This window comes from Siccibacter colletis (assembly GCF_025914095.1).
Classification (GTDB): domain Bacteria; phylum Pseudomonadota; class Gammaproteobacteria; order Enterobacterales; family Enterobacteriaceae; genus Siccibacter; species Siccibacter colletis.
Window position 1 is genome coordinate 1,624,789 of record NZ_CP074352.1, and the last position, 18,683, is coordinate 1,643,471.

At 60.5% G+C, this 18,683-nt stretch carries 18 protein-coding genes; 11 read left to right on the top strand and 7 right to left on the bottom strand.

The annotated features are described in order from the left end of the window. Positions 1–63 precede the first annotated feature (63 nt). Positions 64–918: an aldo/keto reductase gene (locus KFZ77_RS07760; protein WP_264385904.1), complete on the top strand. Its 855-nt coding sequence runs from the start codon at positions 64–66 to the stop codon at positions 916–918. A 58-nt stretch (positions 919–976) separates the two neighbouring features. Here KFZ77_RS07760 and KFZ77_RS07765 read toward each other — a convergent pair whose 3' ends face one another. Together KFZ77_RS07765 and gapA are read right to left on the bottom strand one after the other, a co-directional pair. Then, entirely contained in the window at positions 977–1,864 is an 888-nt protein-coding gene (locus KFZ77_RS07765; protein WP_264385905.1) for a D-hexose-6-phosphate mutarotase, read from the bottom strand. Between the two features lie 94 nt (positions 1,865–1,958). Continuing rightward, a complete protein-coding gene (gene gapA / locus KFZ77_RS07770) occupies positions 1,959–2,954 on the bottom strand; it encodes a glyceraldehyde-3-phosphate dehydrogenase (RefSeq protein WP_031519849.1) in 996 nt (331 codons plus the stop codon). Positions 2,955–3,297: 343 nt separating this feature from the next. On the opposite strand from gapA, the gene msrB reads away from it, so the two are divergent. Both msrB and KFZ77_RS07780 read left to right on the top strand, forming a co-directional pair. Then, complete coding sequence (gene msrB / locus KFZ77_RS07775; RefSeq protein ID WP_031519848.1) at positions 3,298–3,711, top strand: peptide-methionine (R)-S-oxide reductase MsrB; 414 nt, start codon at positions 3,298–3,300, stop codon at positions 3,709–3,711. Positions 3,712–3,754: 43 nt separating this feature from the next. Further along, positions 3,755–4,033, top strand: coding sequence for a YeaC family protein (locus tag KFZ77_RS07780; RefSeq protein ID WP_264385906.1), 279 nt, complete (start codon positions 3,755–3,757; stop codon positions 4,031–4,033). A 37-nt stretch (positions 4,034–4,070) separates the two neighbouring features. Here KFZ77_RS07780 and pncA read toward each other — a convergent pair whose 3' ends face one another. The 3 genes from pncA to sppA all read right to left on the bottom strand — a co-directional run bounded on the left by pncA (position 4,071) and on the right by sppA (position 7,731). Next, on the bottom strand, positions 4,071–4,712 hold the full coding sequence (pncA, locus tag KFZ77_RS07785; RefSeq protein WP_264385907.1) for a bifunctional nicotinamidase/pyrazinamidase: 642 nt from the start codon (positions 4,710–4,712) through the stop codon (positions 4,071–4,073). 26 nt (positions 4,713–4,738) lie between these two features. Then, positions 4,739–5,755 (bottom strand): asparaginase, encoded by a 1,017-nt coding sequence (ansA, locus tag KFZ77_RS07790; RefSeq protein WP_264385908.1) that lies wholly within the window; start codon positions 5,753–5,755, stop codon positions 4,739–4,741. 125 nt (positions 5,756–5,880) lie between these two features. Further along, entirely contained in the window at positions 5,881–7,731 is a 1,851-nt protein-coding gene (gene sppA / locus KFZ77_RS07795) for a signal peptide peptidase SppA (protein ID WP_264385909.1), read from the bottom strand. Positions 7,732–7,896: 165 nt separating this feature from the next. Here sppA and KFZ77_RS07800 point away from each other — a divergent pair, with 165 nt between their 5' ends. From KFZ77_RS07800 to KFZ77_RS07815, 4 genes are all read left to right on the top strand, one after another. Then, entirely contained in the window at positions 7,897–8,448 is a 552-nt protein-coding gene (locus tag KFZ77_RS07800) for an NAD(P)H nitroreductase (RefSeq protein WP_264385910.1), read from the top strand. A 117-nt stretch (positions 8,449–8,565) separates the two neighbouring features. Beyond that, positions 8,566–9,609: a selenide, water dikinase SelD gene (gene selD / locus KFZ77_RS07805; RefSeq protein WP_264385911.1), complete on the top strand. Its 1,044-nt coding sequence runs from the start codon at positions 8,566–8,568 to the stop codon at positions 9,607–9,609. A 4-nt stretch (positions 9,610–9,613) separates the two neighbouring features. Continuing rightward, a complete protein-coding gene (locus KFZ77_RS07810; RefSeq protein ID WP_264385912.1) occupies positions 9,614–11,563 on the top strand; it encodes a DNA topoisomerase III in 1,950 nt (649 codons plus the stop codon). Between the two features lie 130 nt (positions 11,564–11,693). Further along, entirely contained in the window at positions 11,694–11,948 is a 255-nt protein-coding gene (locus tag KFZ77_RS07815) for a DUF1496 domain-containing protein (protein WP_031519833.1), read from the top strand. On the opposite strand, the gene KFZ77_RS07820 is transcribed toward KFZ77_RS07815, so the two are convergent. After that, positions 11,914–12,321 (bottom strand): pyrimidine (deoxy)nucleoside triphosphate diphosphatase, encoded by a 408-nt coding sequence (locus tag KFZ77_RS07820; RefSeq protein WP_264385913.1) that lies wholly within the window; start codon positions 12,319–12,321, stop codon positions 11,914–11,916. The two genes, KFZ77_RS07815 and KFZ77_RS07820, sit on opposite strands and share 35 nt — an antisense overlap. A 46-nt stretch (positions 12,322–12,367) precedes the next feature. Next, on the bottom strand, positions 12,368–13,174 hold the full coding sequence (gene xthA, locus KFZ77_RS07825) for an exodeoxyribonuclease III (RefSeq protein ID WP_031519830.1): 807 nt from the start codon (positions 13,172–13,174) through the stop codon (positions 12,368–12,370). A gap of 443 nt (positions 13,175–13,617) precedes the next feature. Here xthA and KFZ77_RS07830 point away from each other — a divergent pair, with 443 nt between their 5' ends. From KFZ77_RS07830 to astB, 4 genes are read left to right on the top strand one after another with little or no spacing between them, the layout of a single operon-like run. Then, on the top strand, positions 13,618–14,838 hold the full coding sequence (locus KFZ77_RS07830) for an aspartate aminotransferase family protein (protein WP_264385914.1): 1,221 nt from the start codon (positions 13,618–13,620) through the stop codon (positions 14,836–14,838). Beyond that, positions 14,835–15,869 (top strand): arginine N-succinyltransferase, encoded by a 1,035-nt coding sequence (astA, locus tag KFZ77_RS07835; protein WP_264385915.1) that lies wholly within the window; start codon positions 14,835–14,837, stop codon positions 15,867–15,869. The genes KFZ77_RS07830 and astA overlap by 4 nt, the downstream gene beginning before the upstream one ends. Further along, a complete protein-coding gene (gene astD / locus KFZ77_RS07840) occupies positions 15,866–17,344 on the top strand; it encodes a succinylglutamate-semialdehyde dehydrogenase (protein ID WP_264385916.1) in 1,479 nt (492 codons plus the stop codon). Before astA ends, astD begins: the two co-directional genes overlap by 4 nt. Further along, on the top strand, positions 17,341–18,681 hold the full coding sequence (gene astB / locus KFZ77_RS07845; protein WP_264385917.1) for an N-succinylarginine dihydrolase: 1,341 nt from the start codon (positions 17,341–17,343) through the stop codon (positions 18,679–18,681). Before astD ends, astB begins: the two co-directional genes overlap by 4 nt. Positions 18,682–18,683: the final 2 nt, after the last annotated feature.

Below are 18,683 nucleotides of genomic sequence, written 5' to 3' on the forward strand. Positions count from 1 at the left end.
CAAACTAACAGGGCGCTTGCGCCCTGTTTTGCATTATGGTGGTGCAAAAACCAGGAGGCGACGATGACGACCACATCAGTAATTTTTCCTGAAGCGCTGGCGCTTCCGGCAATCGGCCAGGGCACGTGGTACATGGGGGAGCAGGCGCATCAGCATCGTAGCGAAGTTGCAGCCCTTCAGGCTGGTATCGATGCGGGCCTGACGCTGATTGATACCGCTGAAATGTATGCGGAAGGCGGCGCGGAGCGGGTAGTCGGGGATGCGATTCGCGGGCGTCGCGATGAGGTATTTCTCGTCTCCAAGGTTTACCCGTGGAATGCTGGCGGCCAGAAAGCGATTGCTGCCTGTGAAGCGAGCCTGCAGCGCCTCGGCACCGATGTGCTCGACCTTTATCTCCTGCACTGGCGCGGCCCGTTCTCGCTGGAGGAAACGGTGAGCGCCATGCAAACCCTGATGCAGCAGGGAAAAATCCGCCGCTGGGGCGTGTCCAATCTCGATTATGACGATATGCAGGAGCTGTGGCAGCTCGGGGCCGGACGAGAGTGCGTGACCGATCAGGTGCTCTATCATCTTGGGTCGCGCGGCATTGAGTACGATCTGCTGCCCTGGTGCCAGCAGCATCAGGTGCCGGTTATGGCCTACTGCCCGCTCGCCCAGGCGGGGCGGCTGCGCAGCGAGCTGATGAGCGATGCGGTGGTGCAGGATGTGGCGCATCAGCACGGCATCAGCGTCGCGCAGGTATTGCTGGCGTGGGTGATAAGCCATCAGGGCGTAATGGCCATTCCAAAAGCTGGCAGCATAGCGCACGTGCGCGAAAACGCGGCGGCGCTGGAGGTGACGCTGTCTGACGAGGCGCTGGCGCGTCTCGACAACGCGTTTCCGGCACCCGGCTACAAAACGCCGCTGGACGTGGTGTAAGCCGCATAAAAAAGGGGTGAGCATTGCTCACCCCGGCTGGCTAACCGCGCTGGCGGTTTTAGCCTTTGCGCACCACGCGCAGCGTCTGCGCCAGGCGCGACGGTCGCTCTTCGGTGGTTTTCTGTGCGCGGGTGACACAGGCCGTCTCCACGCAGACGAACGTCTTATAGCCGTCGTCCGGCATGTCGCCCATGCTGACCGACAGCGCCGGGCCAGGGTTCCAGCCGACAACGTTGCTGTGGTGGTGGTGCACCACTTCGATGCAGCGGTTTAACGCGCTGTCGCCAATCAGGCTGCACGCTTCCGGGTTGAGATAGACGCGATCCGTGCGGTCCGGGAAGGTCTGAACGCCGTTGCTGAGCACGCCTTCCTGAGCATTATTCACTTTATCGATATAACGATCGCCCAGTCCGCTCACCTTCACCGCATCAATGTCACCGACATTGAAATAGGTATGCAGCGCGGAGGTGGTTTCAAATTCGCCGTGGGCTTCGAGCTCCACTTCGCAGGTTTTGCTGAGTCTGAAGCGGGCAAACAGCGTGAAGTCGTGCGGCCAGTAGCGTTTTGTCGCTTCGCTCTGCTGCAACTCCAGCGTCAGCACCACGCCATTGTCATCTTCCTGATGCGCTTTCAGATGCCAGGCCAGATTACGGGCGAAGCCGTGAGAGGGCAGGGATTTATCCTCAGCCGGGCCAAACCACGGCCAGCAGATCGGAATGCCGCCACGCAGGGCAACGCCGGTTTTAAAGGGGGTCGTAGCGCTAAGCCACAGTACTTCTTCTTCCCCGGCAGGTTGCCAGGTCAGCAGGTGCGCACCCTGCAGTGCCAGCGATGCTTTAACCTGCGGATGGTCAATCACGATGATGTCCAGCTCGTCCATCTGGCGACGCGACAGCGCCGTGGTCAGCTGATCGACTACCGGAAGCGCAAAAATTTTATTGTTCATCAAGTCAGTCCTCACTCTTCGCGTCGGGATGCCGGCGCATGCGCAAAAAAAAGAGCGACCGAAGTCGCTCTTTATTGTCAGTTGCTCATCTCACTTATTTGGAGATGTGGGCAATCAGATCCAGAACTTTGTTGGAGTAGCCAGTTTCGTTGTCGTACCAGGAAACCAGTTTCACAAAGTTGTCGTTCAGTGCGATACCGGCTTTGGCATCGAACACGGAAGTGCAAACTTCGCCGTTGAAGTCGGTAGAAACAACGTCGTCTTCGGTGTAACCCAGAACGCCTTTCATTTCGCCTTCAGAAGCGGCTTTGATGGCTTTCTTGATTTCTTCGTAGGACGCTGCTTTTTCCAGACGAACGGTCAGGTCAACAACGGATACGTTCGGAGTCGGAACGCGGAACGCCATACCGGTCAGTTTGCCGTTCAGTTCTGGCAGTACTTTACCTACTGCTTTAGCTGCACCGGTAGAGGACGGGATGATGTTCTGAGCTGCGCCGCGGCCGCCGCGCCAGTCTTTGTGAGACGGGCCGTCAACGGTTTTCTGAGTAGCGGTGGTCGCGTGAACGGTGGTCATCAGACCTTCGACGATGCCGAAGTTGTCGTTGATAACTTTCGCCAGCGGTGCCAGGCAGTTGGTGGTGCAGGATGCGTTAGAAACGATGTCCTGACCTTCGTATTTGTCGAAGTTAGCACCGCGAACGAACATCGGGGTGTTGTCTTTAGACGGACCAGTCAGAACGACTTTTTTCGCGCCAGCGGTGATGTGCTTACGTGCGGTTTCGTCGGTCAGGAAGATACCGGTCGCTTCAGCCACAACGTCAACGCCGATTTCGTTCCATTTCAGGTTAGCCGGATCTTTCTCTGCGGTAACACGGATGGTTTTGCCGTTAACAACCAGATGACCGTCTTTCACTTCTACGGTGCCGTTGAAACGACCGTGAGTGGAGTCATACTTCAGCATGTACGCCATGTAGTCAGCGTCTAACAGATCGTTGATACCAACGATTTCGATGTCAGAACGTTCCTGCGCGGCACGGAAAACAATGCGACCGATACGGCCAAAACCGTTGATACCTACTTTGATAGTCATATATTCCACCAGCTATTTGTTAGTGAATAAAAGGTTGGCTGTAAAATTACAAAAACCTTACGCAGCGTCAAGCGGAATCGTGTCAATCATTGCGACAAATCAATCAACTGCATTGTCCTGGCTCGACCGATCGCCTCACTATTCCTGTTGTGCTATCTCAACACATTGGGACGACGCGTGGAATTTTAAAGGGCAGGCAAGTTAAAAAAGTGACCTGAGTCACATTTGCTTGCCCGTCCCCAATACAGCGCTAAGTGTAGAACAAAAGTGTACGCGTGGCTGTTAATGTTTTGTTAGAATCTGGGTACAGATGTATCTACACAACCCATCGAGAAGTACGCTTATGAGCAATGAACATTCCCAGGATGACCTGAAGCAAAATCTGACGGAAATGCAGTTCTACGTTACGCAGAAACACGGCACGGAACCGCCATTCACCGGGCGTCTGCTGCACAACAAACGTGAAGGCGTATACCATTGCCTGGTGTGTGATGCGGCGCTGTTTAACTCGCAGTCCAAGTACGATTCCGGCTGCGGCTGGCCCAGTTTTTATGAGCCGGTGAGCGAAGAGGCGATCCGCTACATCAACGACTACTCGCACGGCATGCAGCGCATCGAAATCCGCTGTGGCAACTGTGATGCCCACCTGGGACATGTCTTCCCCGATGGCCCGCAACCTACCGGCGAACGTTACTGCGTTAATTCCGCCTCGCTGAACTTTGCCGATGACGATAGCGGCGAGCAGATTAAAGGCTGATGAAACGTTTCAGCAAATTATTCCAGCACGCTGTGGAGAAACGATGAATCTTGATGATGTAATCAGCAGCATGACGCCGGAAGTTTACCAGCGTCTGGCAACCGCCGTTGAGTTGGGAAAATGGCCGGATGGCGTCGCACTGACGCCGGAGCAAAAAGAGAACAGCCTGCAGCTGGTGATGATGTGGCAGATGCGCTACAACACCGATCCGCAGCACATGACCATCGGCCAGGACGGCCAGATTGTTACCAAAAGCAAGCAACAGCTGAAAACCGAGTTCGGGATCTCCCCGGCACCGCTGGCTACGCTCAAACCGCAGTAACGCGACAAAAAAGCCGCCTCCCGGGCGGCTTTATCAGTTATGCCTGGGTTTCACGCCAGTCATCGAGGGTGTAGAGCGTAGCTCCCGCGGCGGCCATATCCATAAACGCCTGCGCGCTGTCCTGCGGGTGCAGGTTGACGCCGCGACAGCCGTCGGTAATGACGTTCACGCGGTAACCCAGCTGCAGCGCGTCCAGCACCGTATATTTCACGCAGTAGTCTGTCGCCAGCCCCATCACCACCAGCTCGATAATTTCATGATGGCGCAGCCAGACATCCAGCGCGGTTTTTTGCCGGTGGCCGTTATCGAAAAAGGCACTGTAGCTGTCGATAGCCGGGTTTTCGCCTTTGTGAAACACCGCGTCGATGGCGTTGGCGTTAAGCAGTGGATGCAGGGCCGCGCCCTCGCTCTCCTGCACGCAGTGATCCGGCCAGAACGTCTGCGGCAGGCCATCCAGTTCACCCTGGCTGAACGGCTCGACACCATGCTGGCTGGCAAAGCTCCCGTGATGGGCCGGGTGCCAGTCCTGACTTGCCACCACGGCTTCACCCCGGGCTTTGCTCCAGTCGATCAGCACATTTGCCACGTCTACCGTGCTGTCGCCCTCGGCCACCGCCAGCGCGCCGCCAGCGCAAAAATCATTCTGCAGATCGACCAGTAACAGCGCACGTTGTTTCATATCTTCTCCTTTGCTGGCAGCAGCCATCAGTCATTGAGCGTCAGCTCACCGCGCAGGTTCGCCATCATGGCGTCGCGGATGGCCTGTGCATCCAGACCCTGACACAGTAAATAGTGCAGTTTAGTCAGGGTTGCCTCAACCGTCATGTCATAGCCGCTGATCACGCCAGCGTGAGCGAGGGCGTTGCCGGTGGCGTACCCGCCCATGTTGACCTTTCCGGACATACACTGCGTGAGGTTAACCACCACGATCCCGCGTGAACAGGCATCGCGCAGCTCGTTAAGGAAATCGCCATTCTGCGGCGCGTTGCCGACCCCGTAAGAGCGCAGGATCAGGGCTTTTACCGGCTGGCGCAGGAAGTTGCGCACCACGTCCGCGCTGATCCCAGGATAAATGGTCAGCACGCCTACCGGCTGCGGGGTGATCTGATGCACGATCAGCTCGCCGTTGCCCTGCGGAGCCGGTGGCGTATTCAGGCGACGAATATGAATACCCGCTTCCAGCAGCGGCGGCAGGTTAGGGGAGGCGAAGGCATCGAAGCCGTCGGCGTGCGCTTTGGTGGTGCGGTTCCCGCGGTAGAGACGGTTGTTGAAGAACAGCGTCACTTCACTGATCGGGTAGTTAGCCGCCACGTAGAGGGCATTAAGCAGGTTGGTCTGCCCGTCGGAACGCAGCTCCGCCAGCGGGATCTGCGACCCGGTAACGATCACCGGTTTGCTGAGGTTTTCCAGCATGAACGACAGCGCCGAGGCGGTGAACGCCATGGTATCGGTGCCGTGCAGGATCACGAAGCCGTCGTAGCGGTGATAGTTGGCTTTAATATCATCGGCGATATGCTGCCAGTCCTGCGGCGTCATGTCCGAGGAATCCATCAGCGGATCGTACTCATGGATGGTGAAATCCGGCATCTCCGGGCGGTGGAACTCCGGCATTAACGCCAGCTGATGCTGCAGATGCCCTGACACCGGAATGTAACCCTGTTCAGAACGCTGCATCCCAATGGTGCCGCCGGTATAGGCAACGTAAATCGATTTTTTTTGCATGAGTGGACTTTATGTTGTGCGTATGCGTGACGGGGCGAAGTATACCTTAACCCGCCGGAAGTGGCAGCGCAGAGGCAGGTGGTCGGGGCAGAAAGAAAAAACCCGGCCGCAGCCGGGTTTTCGCATTATCGCACGTCGGCGCAGGTGAGGCAGAACGCGTAGCGATTCTGCGGGTCGTTCAGCGTGGCGAACTTATCGCCCTGGGCTTTCAGCTCCCGCGCCGCATCAGCGACCGGAGCCGGGAAGTAGGCCTGCAGCGCCTGCGGCAGCATAGCGTGCACCGACCCGGTGATGCCCTCCAGCACCATATCCATAAAGCCCGGCTCTTCCTGGAAGTAAGCCAGATGCCAGCTCTTCAGCTTCGCCAGCTCGGCGGCTTTGTTCACCGCATCATCGAAGTCACCGAGGCCGTCCACGAGACCGTTGCCTTTCGCATCCAGGCCAGTCCAGACGTGACCCTGAGCAATCTTGTCGATCTGCTCCGGGGTCTGTTTACGTGACGCCGCCACCAGGCTGATAAAGCGCTGATAGCCGTTTTCGATGCCGAGCTGCATCATCTGCTGCACTTCCGGCGGCAGGGTTTTGGTGAGAGCAATATCCGCCAGCGGCGAGGTCGCCACACCGTCGGTATGCACCCCGATGCTGTCGAGGCTGTTTTCGAAGGTGTTGATTACCCCGAAAATGCCGATAGAGCCGGTGAGCGTGCTCTGGTTAGCCACGATGTAGTTGGCCGGCGTCGAAATCCAGTATCCGCCCGACGCAGCCATGCCGCCCATCGATACCACCACCGGCTTGCCGGCTGCTTTCGCCGCGGCCAGCTCTTCACGGATCAGCTCCGAGGCGCTGACGCTGCCGCCCGGACTGTTCACGCGCAGCACGATCGCTTTCACTTTCGCATCCAGACGCGCATCGCGGATCTGTGATGCCGTGGTATCACCCCCAACGTTGCCTGCGGTTTCCGGGCCGTCCATGATCGCGCCGTTAGCGTAGATCACGGCGATGGCCGAGCCGGTTTCCACCGGTTTTTTCAGCATGTAGTCATACATGCTGACCGCGCTGAAGTTCTTATCGACGCTGCTCCAGCCGAACTGCTTGGTCAGCGCTTTCTCGATAGTAGCGTTGCTGCCCAGCTCGTCCACCAGCTTGTTCTTCAGCGCATACTGTGCGGTATCGCCCTGGGTGGCGGTCAGGCCTTCAAGCACGCCCTGCGCGCCAGGGAACACCTGCTGCCACGGAATGTTGCGGTTAGCGGCGATGGTGTTGAGATAGTTCTGCCACAGCTCGCCAATCCAGCGGCTGTCGGCTTCACGCGCGGCAGGCGACATGTCATCACGAATAAACGGCTCGACCGCCGACTTATAGGTGCCGACGCGGAACACGTGGGTTGAGACTTTCAGCTTGTCGAGCAGCGACTTGTAGTACAGCCCGTTGGTGGCGAAACCATGCAGATCCACCGTGCCCTGCGGGGAGAGCCACACTTTGTTGGCGAAGCTGGCAAGGTAGTACTGGCTCTGGCTGTAGCTCTCGCCCACCGCAAACACCGGCTTACCGCTGTCGCGGAACTCGCGCAGCGCCTTGCCGATATACTGCATCGACGGCTGATCGGCCCCGGCGAAATCCTTCAGATCCAGCACGATGCCGGTAATGTTCCGGTCGTCTTTCGCCTGACGGATCATATTGACGATATCGAACAGGGAGTTTTCCTGTAAGCGATCGGAGCTGGCACCGAACAGCTGACGGCCTAACGCGCCGAGCTTGTTGTTCACCGACGGCTTATCAACCACCACCCCGGCGATGTCGAGCAGCAGTGCCCCGCGTGCGGGTGCGGACGGGCCGCTGGAGAGCTGCATCCAGATGCCGACACCCACCAGCACCAGCAGAATGAAAAACAGATTCAACACCAGTTCCCTGATGAAGTTCAGCAGACGCCAGGTCCATTTAAAAAAACCGGCAATAAATCGCCACAGGGTACGCATGTATTCTCCATATCCATTAATTGACCCTACTGACTGGAACAGCCAGATGTGTCGGTTATCCTAAATACCCGGCGGCACGTTGTCAGCAGGAATCGCTGCCGGGGCTGTAACAAATTCAGTCGCTATGTTAGCTTGCCGTTAAAAAAACTGACCAGGAGTAAAGAAATGGACGCATTAGATCTGCTTGTAAATCGCCGCAGCGCCTCGCGTCTGGCGGACCCCGCCCCCACGGGCGACGCGCTGGAAAAGATCCTGCAGGCCGGGATGCGCGCCCCTGACCACAAGACGCTGCAACCCTGGCACTTCTTTGTGATTGAGAACGACGGCCGCGAGCGCTTCAGCAGCGTGCTTGAGCAGGCAGCACGCGCCAACGGTGGCGACGAGAAAGCCATTGAAAAAGCGCGCAGCGCGCCGTTCCGCGCCCCGCTGATCATTACCGTGGTGGCGAAGTGCCAGGACCACCCGAAGGTGCCGCGCTGGGAGCAATTGCTGTCCGCAGGCTGTGCGGTGATGGCGATGCAGATGGCGGCGCTGGCTCAGGGCTTCAACGGCATCTGGCGCAGCGGCCCGCTGACCGACAGCCCGGTGGTGCGTGACGCCTTCGGCTGCGCTGAGCAGGATCAGATCGTCGGTTTCCTCTACCTCGGCACCCCACAGCTGAAAGCCTCCACCACCATCAGCGTGCCGGACACCCGCCCGTTCGTGACCCGTTTCTGATCCCCTTTCGCAAATCTGTCTGGATTGTGAGCAACTGCCCGCCAATTCAGACAGCCAGACTTATCACTCGGGTGTTTGAGCGCTACCATAGCGCGTTGCCAATGACAGGAGATGTCCATGAGTGAGCAAACTGTTCGTTTGACCCAGTACAGCCACGGAGCTGGTTGCGGCTGTAAAATTTCCCCGAAGGTGCTCGATACCATTCTGCACAGCGACATGGCGAAGTTCCTCGATCCAAACCTGCTGGTCGGAAATGAAACCCGCGATGATGCCGCGGTGTATGACCTGGGCAACGGCACCAGCGTTATCAGCACCACCGACTTCTTTATGCCGATCGTCGATTCCCCGTTCGATTTCGGCCGTATCGCCGCCACCAACGCCATCAGCGATATCTACGCGATGGGCGGGAAACCGATCATGGCGATCGCCATCCTCGGCTGGCCGATCAACACCCTGGCACCGGAGATCGCCCGTGACGTGGTCGACGGCGGACGCTTCGCCTGTCAGCAGGCTGGCATCGCGCTGGCTGGCGGCCACTCCATCGACGCCCCGGAGCCGATCTTCGGCCTCGCGGTGACCGGCATCGTCCCCACCGAACGGGTGAAGAAAAACAGCACTGCGGAAGCGGGCTGCACCCTGTGGCTTACCAAGCCGCTGGGTATCGGCGTGCTCTCTACCGCCGAGAAAAAATCCCTGCTGCGCGACGAGCACAAAGGGCTGGCCACCGAGGTGATGTGCCAGCTCAACAGCATCGGCGCGGAACTGGCCAGTATCGAGGGCGTGAAGGCGATGACCGACGTCACCGGCTTCGGCCTGCTTGGGCATCTGAGCGAACTCTGCCAGGGCGCAGGGGTGCAGGCGCAGGTGCGCTTTGCCGACGTGCCGACACTGCCGGGCGTGGAAAGCTACATTGAACAGGGCTGCGTGCCGGGTGGTACTGCCCGCAACTTCGCCAGCTATGGTCACCTGATGGGTGAAATGAGCGATGCCCAGCGCAGCCTGCTGTGCGATCCACAAACCTCCGGCGGCCTGCTGCTGGCGGTGACGCCGGATGCCGAAGCGCAGGTGGCGCAGCTGGCGGCGGAGCGGGGCATCACCCTGACCGCTATCGGCGAGCTGACCACCGCCCGCGCCGGGCGTCCGATGATCGAGATCCGCTGATCCAATGCGCCTGTTTATTGCCGAAAAACCCAGTCTGGGCCGCGCGATCGCCGACGTGCTGCCAAAACCGCATCGTCGCGGCGACGGCTACATCGAATGCGGCAACGGTCAGGTGGTGACCTGGTGCGTTGGCCACCTGCTGGAACAGGCGCAGCCCGATGCCTACGACGGGCGCTACGCCCGCTGGGATCTGGGCGATCTGCCTATCGTGCCAGAGAAGTGGCAGCTGCAGCCCCGCGCCTCGGTCGCCAAACAGCTTAACGTGGTGAAGCGCCTGCTCAATGAGGCCAGCGAAGTGATCCACGCCGGTGACCCGGACCGGGAAGGGCAGCTGCTGGTGGACGAAGTGCTCGATTACCTGCAACTTGCACCGGAAAAGCGCCAGCAGGTGCAGCGGTGTCTGATTAACGATCTCAACCCGCAGGCGGTGGAGCGCGCCATCTCACGCCTGCGCGCCAACAGCGAGTTTATCCCGCTGTGCGTCTCGGCGCTGGCCCGCGCCCGTGCCGACTGGCTCTACGGCATCAACATGACCCGGGCTTACACCATTCTCGGGCGCAACGCCGGTTATCAGGGCGTGCTCTCGGTCGGACGGGTACAGACGCCGGTGCTGGGGCTGGTGGTGCGGCGCGATGAAGAGATCGAAAACTTCATCCCGAAAGATTTCTTCGATGTGAAAGCGCACATCGTCACCCCCGCCGATGAGCGGTTTGTCGCGCTCTGGCAGCCGAGCGAAGCCTGTGAACCCTGGCAGGATGAAGAAGGGCGTCTGCTGCATCGTCCGCTGGCTGACCACGTGGTCAACCGGATTGCCGGTAAGCCAGCGGTGGTCACGGCGTATAACGATAAACGGGAATCAGAAATCGCGCCGCTGCCGTTTTCGCTCTCCTCGTTGCAGATTGAGGCCGCGAAGCGCTTTAACCTCAGCGCGCAGAACGTGCTCGACATCTGCCAGAAGCTGTATGAAACCCACAAGCTGATCACCTATCCGCGTTCCGACAGCCGCTATCTGCCGGAAGAGCACTTTGCCGGTCGCCACGCGGTGATGAATGCCATCAGCGTTCACGCCAGCGACCTGCTGCCGCAGCCGGCGGTGAACCCGGATACCCGCAACCGCTGCTGGGATGACGGCAAGGTGGACGCGCACCACGCAATTATCCCCACGGCGCGCAGCAGCGCGGTCAACCTGACGGATAACGAAGCGAAGGTGTACAGCCTGATTGCCCGTCAGTACCTGATGCAGTTCTGCCCGGATGCGGTGTTCCGCAAATGCACCATTGAGCTGGATATCGAAAACGGAAAATTTATCGCCAAAGCGCGCTTCCTCGCCGAAGCCGGCTGGCGGGCCTTGCTGGGTGGAAAAGAGCGCGACGAAGAGAACGACGGTACGCCGCTGCCTGTAGTGGCGAAGGGCGACAGCCTGCTGTGCGAGAAAGGCGAAGTGGTGGAGCGCCAGACCCAACCGCCGCGCCACTTTACCGATGCCACGCTGCTCTCTGCCATGACCGGGATCGCGCGCTTCGTGCAGGACAAAGATCTGAAAAAAATCCTGCGCGCCACCGACGGGCTGGGCACGGAAGCGACGCGTGCGGGGATTATCGAGCTGCTGTTTAAACGCGGATTCCTGGTGAAAAACGGGCGCTACATCCGTTCCACCGATGCCGGACGCGCGCTGATCCACGCCTTACCGGAGCTGGCGGCGCGCCCGGACATGACCGCGCAGTGGGAATCGACCCTGACGCAAATCAGCGAAAAACAGTGCCGCTACCAGGACTTCATGCAGCCGCTGGTTTCCACGCTGTATACCTTGATCGACCAGGCGCGCAGCACGCCGACGCGTCAGTTTCGCGGTATCGTCGCCCCGGGCGGCGGGAAATCAGCCGCGTCGAAAGGCGCGAAGCGCAGCCCGCGCGGCAAAAGCAAAAAACCGGATGCCGCCGCGCCCCCGGCGTAAGCAATCGTGAAAAGTGACGCGATAAAACGTGCGTCTTTTACCCAATGCCCGCGATCGCAGCGGCTATAGTCATACTCACTACGTAACGGTTCGGGAGAGGGATATGGTCACGGTAAAATGGGGATGGGTGATGGCGGCGGCGTTACTGGTGAGTCTGCCAGCAGCAGCGGACCGCTACCGGCCAGACGTGGACGTCAGCATACCGCCGGAAGTGTTCAGCAGCGGCGGGCAGCGCGCCCAGCAGTGCACCCAGTGCTGCATCTACCAGAATGAGAATTACTCGGAAGGGGCGGTGATCAAAACCGAAGGCGTGCTGATGCAGTGCCAGCGCGACGAGAAAACCCTCAGTACTAATCCGCTGGTCTGGCGTCGCGTGCGCGAATAAACGCCTCCAGCAGGGGCACATCCGCCGGGGCGAGATCCATCGTCAACGCCTCGTGCGGGGTGCACCAGCGCAGCGCGCTGTGGCACAGCGCCGTCAGCGCTCCGCGAAACGCCACCACGTGCCAGGCATGAAGATGGATCATTCTGCCCGTCACCTCGCGCCGGTGGCTCGCCACGTAGCCGCCAATCCGGGCATCAATCGCTAACTCTTCCCGCAGTTCCCGCTGTAGCGCCGCGGGCTGGGTTTCGTTGGCCTCGACTTTCCCGCCGGGAAACTCCCACAGACCAGGCTGGTCGCCCTCTGGTGGACGCCGGGCCAGTAAAATTTTGCCCTGCTGCTCGATAATGGCAGCGACAACATCAATGGTTTTCATCAGGTGTTTTCACAGACGGCTCCCCGTAGCCGGGGAGCCTGAGGGATCAGAGTTTGAAGCTGGCCCAGACCGGCGCGTGGTCGGAGGGTTTTTCCATCGCGCGGATCTCGTAGTCGATACCGGTTTCAACGCAATGCGGCATCAGGCCTTCGCTGGCCATCAGCAGATCGATACGCAGCCCACGATTGTCGTCGAAGCCGCGAGAGCGGTAGTCGAACCACGAGAAGCGGTCATTGACTTCCGGGTTAGCGGCGCGGAAGGTGTCTACCAGCCCCCAGTTTTTCAGACGCGCCATCCACTCACGCTCTTCCGGCAGGAAGGAGCATTTCCCGGTGCGCAGCCAGCGCTTGCGGCTGTCTTCCCCGATACCGATATCCAGATCCGTCGGGCTGATGTTCATATCGCCCATGATCAGCACCGGGTTCTCTTTTTTCAGCTCGGTTTCCAGGAAATTCTGCAGATCCTGATAGAACTTCGCTTTGGCCGGGAACTTGGTCGGGTGGTCACGGCTTTCGCCCTGCGGGAAGTAACCATTGATAACGGTGATGTTACCGACCGGGGACGGGATCTCCGCCATAATCAGACGGCGCTGGGCCTCTTCACCGTCGTCAGGGAAGCCGCGGCGTACGGAAATCGGCGACGCTTTGGTTAACAGCGCCACACCGTAATGCCCTTTCTGGCCGTGATAGAACACGTTGTAGCCCAGCTTTGCGACATCTTCGAGCGGGAACATGTCATCGTGGACTTTCGTTTCCTGCAGGCCGATAACGTCCGGCGCATGCTTTTCTACCAGCGCCTCCAGCTGATGGGGGCGGGCGCGCAGGCCGTTGATATTAAAAGAGACAAATTTCATAAGTCGCAGCCACTGTGTGAAGTGAGAGTGCCGGGATGGTAGCAGAAAAGCGATCCGGTTGCTGCTGCCATCCATCGGTTTTGCCAATTAACGCGACAGGTGAAAGCTGGCAGGCGAAGCGCACCGTTTGGTGGCGCACTGCCCTGAAAAGAGGCAGCGGCTGCCCTGAAATAACGCGTTCGATCACAGTTCCAGTATGAAATGCTAAACCTGCATAAACTTTCTCGTACTTTGCCCCGCATCGGGGTCCATTCAGATAATTATTCACTTATTATGCAATTAAAATGCATATCGTCAGGTTTTAAGTTATTGATTTTCCGTTTTGAAACGCCGTTTATGCATTTTCCTGCTGGCTGGCACGAACCCTGCAATCTACAGTAACAGCGCAATTAACCATTTTTATTAACATACAAATAACCTTTTATTCACCTGTCGAGGTCGCCATGTCGCAGTCAATTACCCGCCAGCAGTTTGATGAATGGATGCTCCCGGTCTACGCCCCGGCCCCGTTTATACCGGTCAAAGCGCAGGGCTCCCGGCTGTGGGATCAGGAGGGCAAGGAGTACGTGGACTTCGCAGGCGGCATCGCGGTGAACGCCCTGGGCCATGCCAGTCCCGAGCTGCAGGCCGCGCTGGTGGAACAGGCGGGCAAGCTGTGGCATACCGGCAACGGCTATACCAACGAGCCGATTCTGCGGCTGGCGAAAAAGCTGATTGACGCCACCTTCGCCGAGCGCGTGTTCTTCTGCAACTCCGGGGCGGAAGCCAACGAAGCCGCGCTGAAGCTGGCGCGTAAATATGCCCATGACCATTACGGTGCGCACAAGAGCGGCATCGTAGCCTTCAAGAACGCGTTCCACGGGCGCACGCTGTTTACCGTCTCCGCTGGCGGCCAGCCCGCTTATTCGCAGGATTTCGCACCGCTGCCGCCGCAGATTGAGCATGCCGTGTTTAACGATCTGGACTCGGCCCGGGCGCTGATTAGCGACACCACCTGCGCGGTGATCGTGGAGCCGATGCAGGGCGAGGGGGGCGTGCTGCCGGCGCAGCGTGAATTTCTGCAGGGGCTGCGCGAGTTGTGCGATCGCCATAACGCGCTGCTGATTTTTGACGAGGTGCAGACCGGCGTGGGGCGTACCGGTTCGCTGTACGCTTATATGCACTACGGCGTGGTGCCCGACGTGCTGTCCACCGCCAAAGCGCTGGGCGGCGGTTTCCCGATTGGCGCCATGCTCACCACGGACCGTCTGGGTCAGTGCATGAACGTCGGCACCCACGGCACCACTTACGGCGGTAACCCGCTGGCTGGCGCGGTGGCGAACCGGGTGCTGGAGTTGGTGAATACCCCGGAGATGCTGGAGAACGTGCAGGTGCGCCATCAGCAGTTTATGGACCAGCTGAACGCCCTGAACCGCAATACTGAACTGTTCAGCGAATTCCGTGGGCTTGGGCTGCTGATTGGTGGCGTGCTGCGCGAGCCGTATGCCGGTAAAGCAAAGCTTATCGCTCAGGCTGCGGCGCAGGAGGGGCTGATGATGCTGATTGCCGGTGGTAACGTGGTGCGCTTCGCTCCGGCGCTCAATATCAGCGAGGCGGATGTCACCGAAGGGCTGGCCCGCTTTGCCCGCGCCTGTGAACGCTTTATGGCGGGAGGCTCATCATGATGGTGATCCGTCCGGTTGAACACAGCGATCTGCCGGCGCTGCTGGCGCTGGCGGCGAAGACCGGCGGTGGGCTGACCTCGCTGCCGGTGGATGAAGCTACGCTGTCGGCGCGTATTGCGCGTTCCCTCGCGACCTGGCAGGGCGCGCTGTCGCCGGGGGAACAGGGCTACGTTTTCGTGCTGGAGGAGCACAAGACCGGTGCCGTGGCGGGGATCTGCGCCATTGAAGTGGCGGTTGGGCTGGACGAGCCCTGGTACAACTACCGGGTCGGTACGCTGGTGCACGCCTCGAAAGAGCTTAACGTCTACAACGCGCTGCCGACCCTGTTTCTCAGCAACGACCACACCGGCAGCAGCGAGCTGTGCACGCTGTTTCTCGACCCGGACTGGCGAAAAGAGGGCAACGGTTACCTGCTGTCGAAGTCGCGCTTTCTGTTTATGGCGGCGTTCCGCGACCGCTTCAACGAAAAAGTGGTGGCCGAAATGCGTGGCGTCATCGACGAGCATGGCTACTCCCCGTTCTGGGAGAGCCTCGGCGAGCGCTTCTTTTCGATGGAGTTCGCCCGGGCTGACTACCTGTGCGGCACCGGGCAGAAGGCGTTTATCGCCGAGCTGATGCCGAAGCACCCCATCTATACCCATTTCCTGACCCCCGAGGCGCAGGCGGTGATCGGCAACGTCCATCCGCAAACCGCCCCGGCGCGGGCAGTGCTGGAAGCCGAGGGCTTCCGCTACCGCAACTATATCGACATTTTTGACGGCGGCCCGACGCTGGAGTGTGACATCGACCGGGTGCGGGCTATCCGTAAAAGCCGTCTGGTCGAGGTCGCCGCAGGCCAGCCGGCGGAAGACCATTTGCCGGTGTGCCTGGTGGCGAATGAGCAGTATCACGCGTTTCGCGCCATGCTGGTGCGCGCTAACCCCAAAACCGAGCGGCTGGTGCTGGACGCCGCCACGCTTGACGCGCTGAAGTGTCAGGCGGGCGATCGCGTGCGGCTGGTCCGCCTCTGCCCCGAGGAGAAAAAAGTATGAATCTGTGGATCAACGGTGAGTGGCTGGCGGGCAGCGGCGAGGCGATGGAGAAACGCAATCCGGTCAGCGGCGAGCGGTTGTGGCAGGGGGCGGCTGCCAGCGCGGCGCAGGTCTCTGCTGCGGTACGTGCGGCCCGGCTGGCGTTTCCCGGCTGGGCGAAAACGCCATTCGCGGAGCGTGAACAGGCGATCACCCGTTTCGCAGCCCTGCTGGAAGCAAATAAAACGTCCCTGACGGAGACCATCGCCCGGGAAACCGGCAAACCGCGCTGGGAAGCCGCCACCGAAGTGACGGCGATGATCAATAAAATCGCTATCTCGGTGAAGGCGTACCATACCCGCACCGGCGAGCAGCACAGTCCGCTGCCGGACGGCGCGGCCACCCTGCGCCACCGTCCGCACGGCGTGCTGGCCGTTTTCGGGCCGTATAACTTTCCCGGTCACCTGCCCAACGGACATATCGTCCCGGCGCTGCTGGCGGGTAACACGGTGGTGTTTAAGCCAAGCGAACTGACGCCGCTCACCGGCGAGGCCGTAATGAAACTCTGGGCGCAGGCCGGGCTGCCGCCGGGGGTGATTAATCTGGTGCAGGGGGCGCGCGACACCGGTCAGACGCTGGCTGCGGCCCCGGATATTGATGGTCTGCTGTTTACCGGCAGCGCCAGCACCGGCTATCAGCTGCATCGTCAGCTCGCCGGGCAGCCGGAAAAAATTCTCGCGCTGGAGATGGGCGGCAACAATCCGCTGATCGTTGACGACCCGGCCGATCCCGACGGGGCGGTACACCTGGCGATCCAGTCCGCGTTTATCAGCGCCGGTCAGCGCTGCACCTGCGCCCGCCGCCTGCTGGTGAAGCGCGGCGCGCAGGGGGACGCGTTTCTCGCCCGGCTGGTGGAGGTTGCTGCGCGTCTCACGCCCGGTGCCTGGGATGCCGAGCCACAGCCGTTCCTCGGCGGGTTGATTTCGCCGCAGGCGGCGGAGCGGGTGCTGGAAGCGTGGCACGGGCACCTGCAGCGCGGTGGACGGGCGCTGCTGACCCCGGCGCTGGTCGCACCGGGCAGTGCGCTGCTGTCACCCGGCATCATCGAGCTGACCGGGGTGGCCGACGTGCCGGATGAAGAGGTGTTCGGCCCGCTGCTCTGCGTCTGGCGCTACGACAGCTTCGACGACGCGATCGCGATGGCTAACCACACCCGCTATGGGCTGGCGTGCGGTCTCATCTCCCCGGATCGCGCCCGGTTCGACCAGCTGCTGCTGGAGGCGCGCGCCGGGATCGTAAACTGGAACAAGCCGCTGACCGGGGCGGCGAGTACCGCGCCGTTTGGCGGCATCGGTGCGTCGGGCAATCATCGCCCCAGCGCCTGGTACGCTGCGGACTACTGCGCCTGGCCGATGGCAACCCTGGAAAGCCCGACCTTTGGCCTGCCGGAGAGCCTCAGTCCCGGCCTCGATTTCAGCCGCAGGGAGCCGACATGAGCGCACGCGAATTCAACTTTGATGGACTGGTCGGCCTGACGCACCACTATGCCGGGCTGTCATTCGGCAACGAGGCATCCACCCGCCATCGCTATCAGGTGTCGAACCCGAAACTGGCGGCGCAGCAGGGGCTGTTAAAGATGAAAGCGCTCGCCGATGCCGGCTTCGGGCAGGGCGTGATCCCGCCGCAGATGCGCCCGAACCTGAGCGCCCTGCGCCAGATTGGTTTTGGCGGAGGCGACGAGCAGGTGCTGCGTCAGGCGTTTGAGCAGGCACCGCATCTGCTCTCTGCTGCCAGTTCGGCGTCGTCCATGTGGGTAGCGAATGCTGCCACGGTGTCGCCTTCGGCCGACTCGCTCGATGGCCGGGTGCATTTCACCGTCGCGAATCTCAACAATAAATTTCATCGCGCCAGTGAAGCGGTGACCACGGGCCGCCTGCTGCGCGGCATCTTTGCCGATGCGCGGTATTTCGCAGTCCATGACGCGCTGCCGCAGGTGGCGCTGTTTGGCGATGAAGGGGCGGCGAACCATAACCGCCTCGGCGGCGACTACGGCGAACCGGGGGTGCAGCTGTTTGTTTACGGACGCGAAGAGAGCGGGGTGCTGATCCCGGCGCGCTACCCGGCCCGGCAGACGCTGGAGGCCAGCCGGGCGGTGGCGCGCCTTAATCAGGTCGATGCAGATCGGGTGGTGTTTACCCAGCAAAACCCGGCGGTGATCGACCAGGGGGTGTTTCATAACGACGTGATTGCGGTGTCGAACCGCCAGGTGCTGTTCTGCCACGAGCAGGCGTTTCTGCATCAGGCTGAGCTGTTCCGCCAGCTGGCGCAGCGGGTGCCGGGCTTTACGCCGGTTGTAGTGTCGCAGCAGGCGGTATCGGTGAGTGATGCCGTTGCTACCTATCTGTTTAACAGCCAGCTGCTGAGCCGCGATGACGGCAGCATGATGCTGGTGCTGCCGGAAGAGTCGCGTCAGCATCAGGGCGTATGGCGCTATCTCAACAGCGTGCTGGCAGCCGATAACCCCATCAGCGAACTGAAAGTGTTCGACCTGCGCGAAAGCATGGCTAACGGCGGCGGTCCGGCATGTCTGCGGCTGCGTGTGGTGCTCACGCCGGAAGAAGCCCGGGCGGTGAATCCGGCTACCCTGATGGACGATCGGCTGTTCAACGCGCTCAACGCCTGGATTGAACGCTGGTATCGGGATCGTCTTACCCAGGCAGACCTGGTGGACCCGCAGCTGCTGCAGGAGAACCGCGAGGCGCTGGCTGCGCTGTGCGACATTCTCAACCTGCGGCTTGACGACTGCTATCCGGAATGCCGGGAATGGGCCTAGGA

Coding starts and splice junctions, on each gene's coding strand:
- KFZ77_RS07760 (WP_264385904.1), top strand. CDS start 64: ATGACGACCACATCAGTAATTTTTCCTGAAGCGCTGGCGCTTCCGGCA.
- KFZ77_RS07765 (WP_264385905.1), bottom strand. CDS start 1,864: ATGAACAATAAAATTTTTGCGCTTCCGGTAGTCGATCAGCTGACCACG.
- gapA (WP_031519849.1), bottom strand. CDS start 2,954: ATGACTATCAAAGTAGGTATCAACGGTTTTGGCCGTATCGGTCGCATT.
- msrB (WP_031519848.1), top strand. CDS start 3,298: ATGAGCAATGAACATTCCCAGGATGACCTGAAGCAAAATCTGACGGAA.
- KFZ77_RS07780 (WP_264385906.1), top strand. CDS start 3,755: ATGAATCTTGATGATGTAATCAGCAGCATGACGCCGGAAGTTTACCAG.
- pncA (WP_264385907.1), bottom strand. CDS start 4,712: ATGAAACAACGTGCGCTGTTACTGGTCGATCTGCAGAATGATTTTTGC.
- ansA (WP_264385908.1), bottom strand. CDS start 5,755: ATGCAAAAAAAATCGATTTACGTTGCCTATACCGGCGGCACCATTGGG.
- sppA (WP_264385909.1), bottom strand. CDS start 7,731: ATGCGTACCCTGTGGCGATTTATTGCCGGTTTTTTTAAATGGACCTGG.
- KFZ77_RS07800 (WP_264385910.1), top strand. CDS start 7,897: ATGGACGCATTAGATCTGCTTGTAAATCGCCGCAGCGCCTCGCGTCTG.
- selD (WP_264385911.1), top strand. CDS start 8,566: ATGAGTGAGCAAACTGTTCGTTTGACCCAGTACAGCCACGGAGCTGGT.
- KFZ77_RS07810 (WP_264385912.1), top strand. CDS start 9,614: ATGCGCCTGTTTATTGCCGAAAAACCCAGTCTGGGCCGCGCGATCGCC.
- KFZ77_RS07815 (WP_031519833.1), top strand. CDS start 11,694: ATGGCGGCGGCGTTACTGGTGAGTCTGCCAGCAGCAGCGGACCGCTAC.
- KFZ77_RS07820 (WP_264385913.1), bottom strand. CDS start 12,321: ATGAAAACCATTGATGTTGTCGCTGCCATTATCGAGCAGCAGGGCAAA.
- xthA (WP_031519830.1), bottom strand. CDS start 13,174: ATGAAATTTGTCTCTTTTAATATCAACGGCCTGCGCGCCCGCCCCCAT.
- KFZ77_RS07830 (WP_264385914.1), top strand. CDS start 13,618: ATGTCGCAGTCAATTACCCGCCAGCAGTTTGATGAATGGATGCTCCCG.
- astA (WP_264385915.1), top strand. CDS start 14,835: ATGATGGTGATCCGTCCGGTTGAACACAGCGATCTGCCGGCGCTGCTG.
- astD (WP_264385916.1), top strand. CDS start 15,866: ATGAATCTGTGGATCAACGGTGAGTGGCTGGCGGGCAGCGGCGAGGCG.
- astB (WP_264385917.1), top strand. CDS start 17,341: ATGAGCGCACGCGAATTCAACTTTGATGGACTGGTCGGCCTGACGCAC.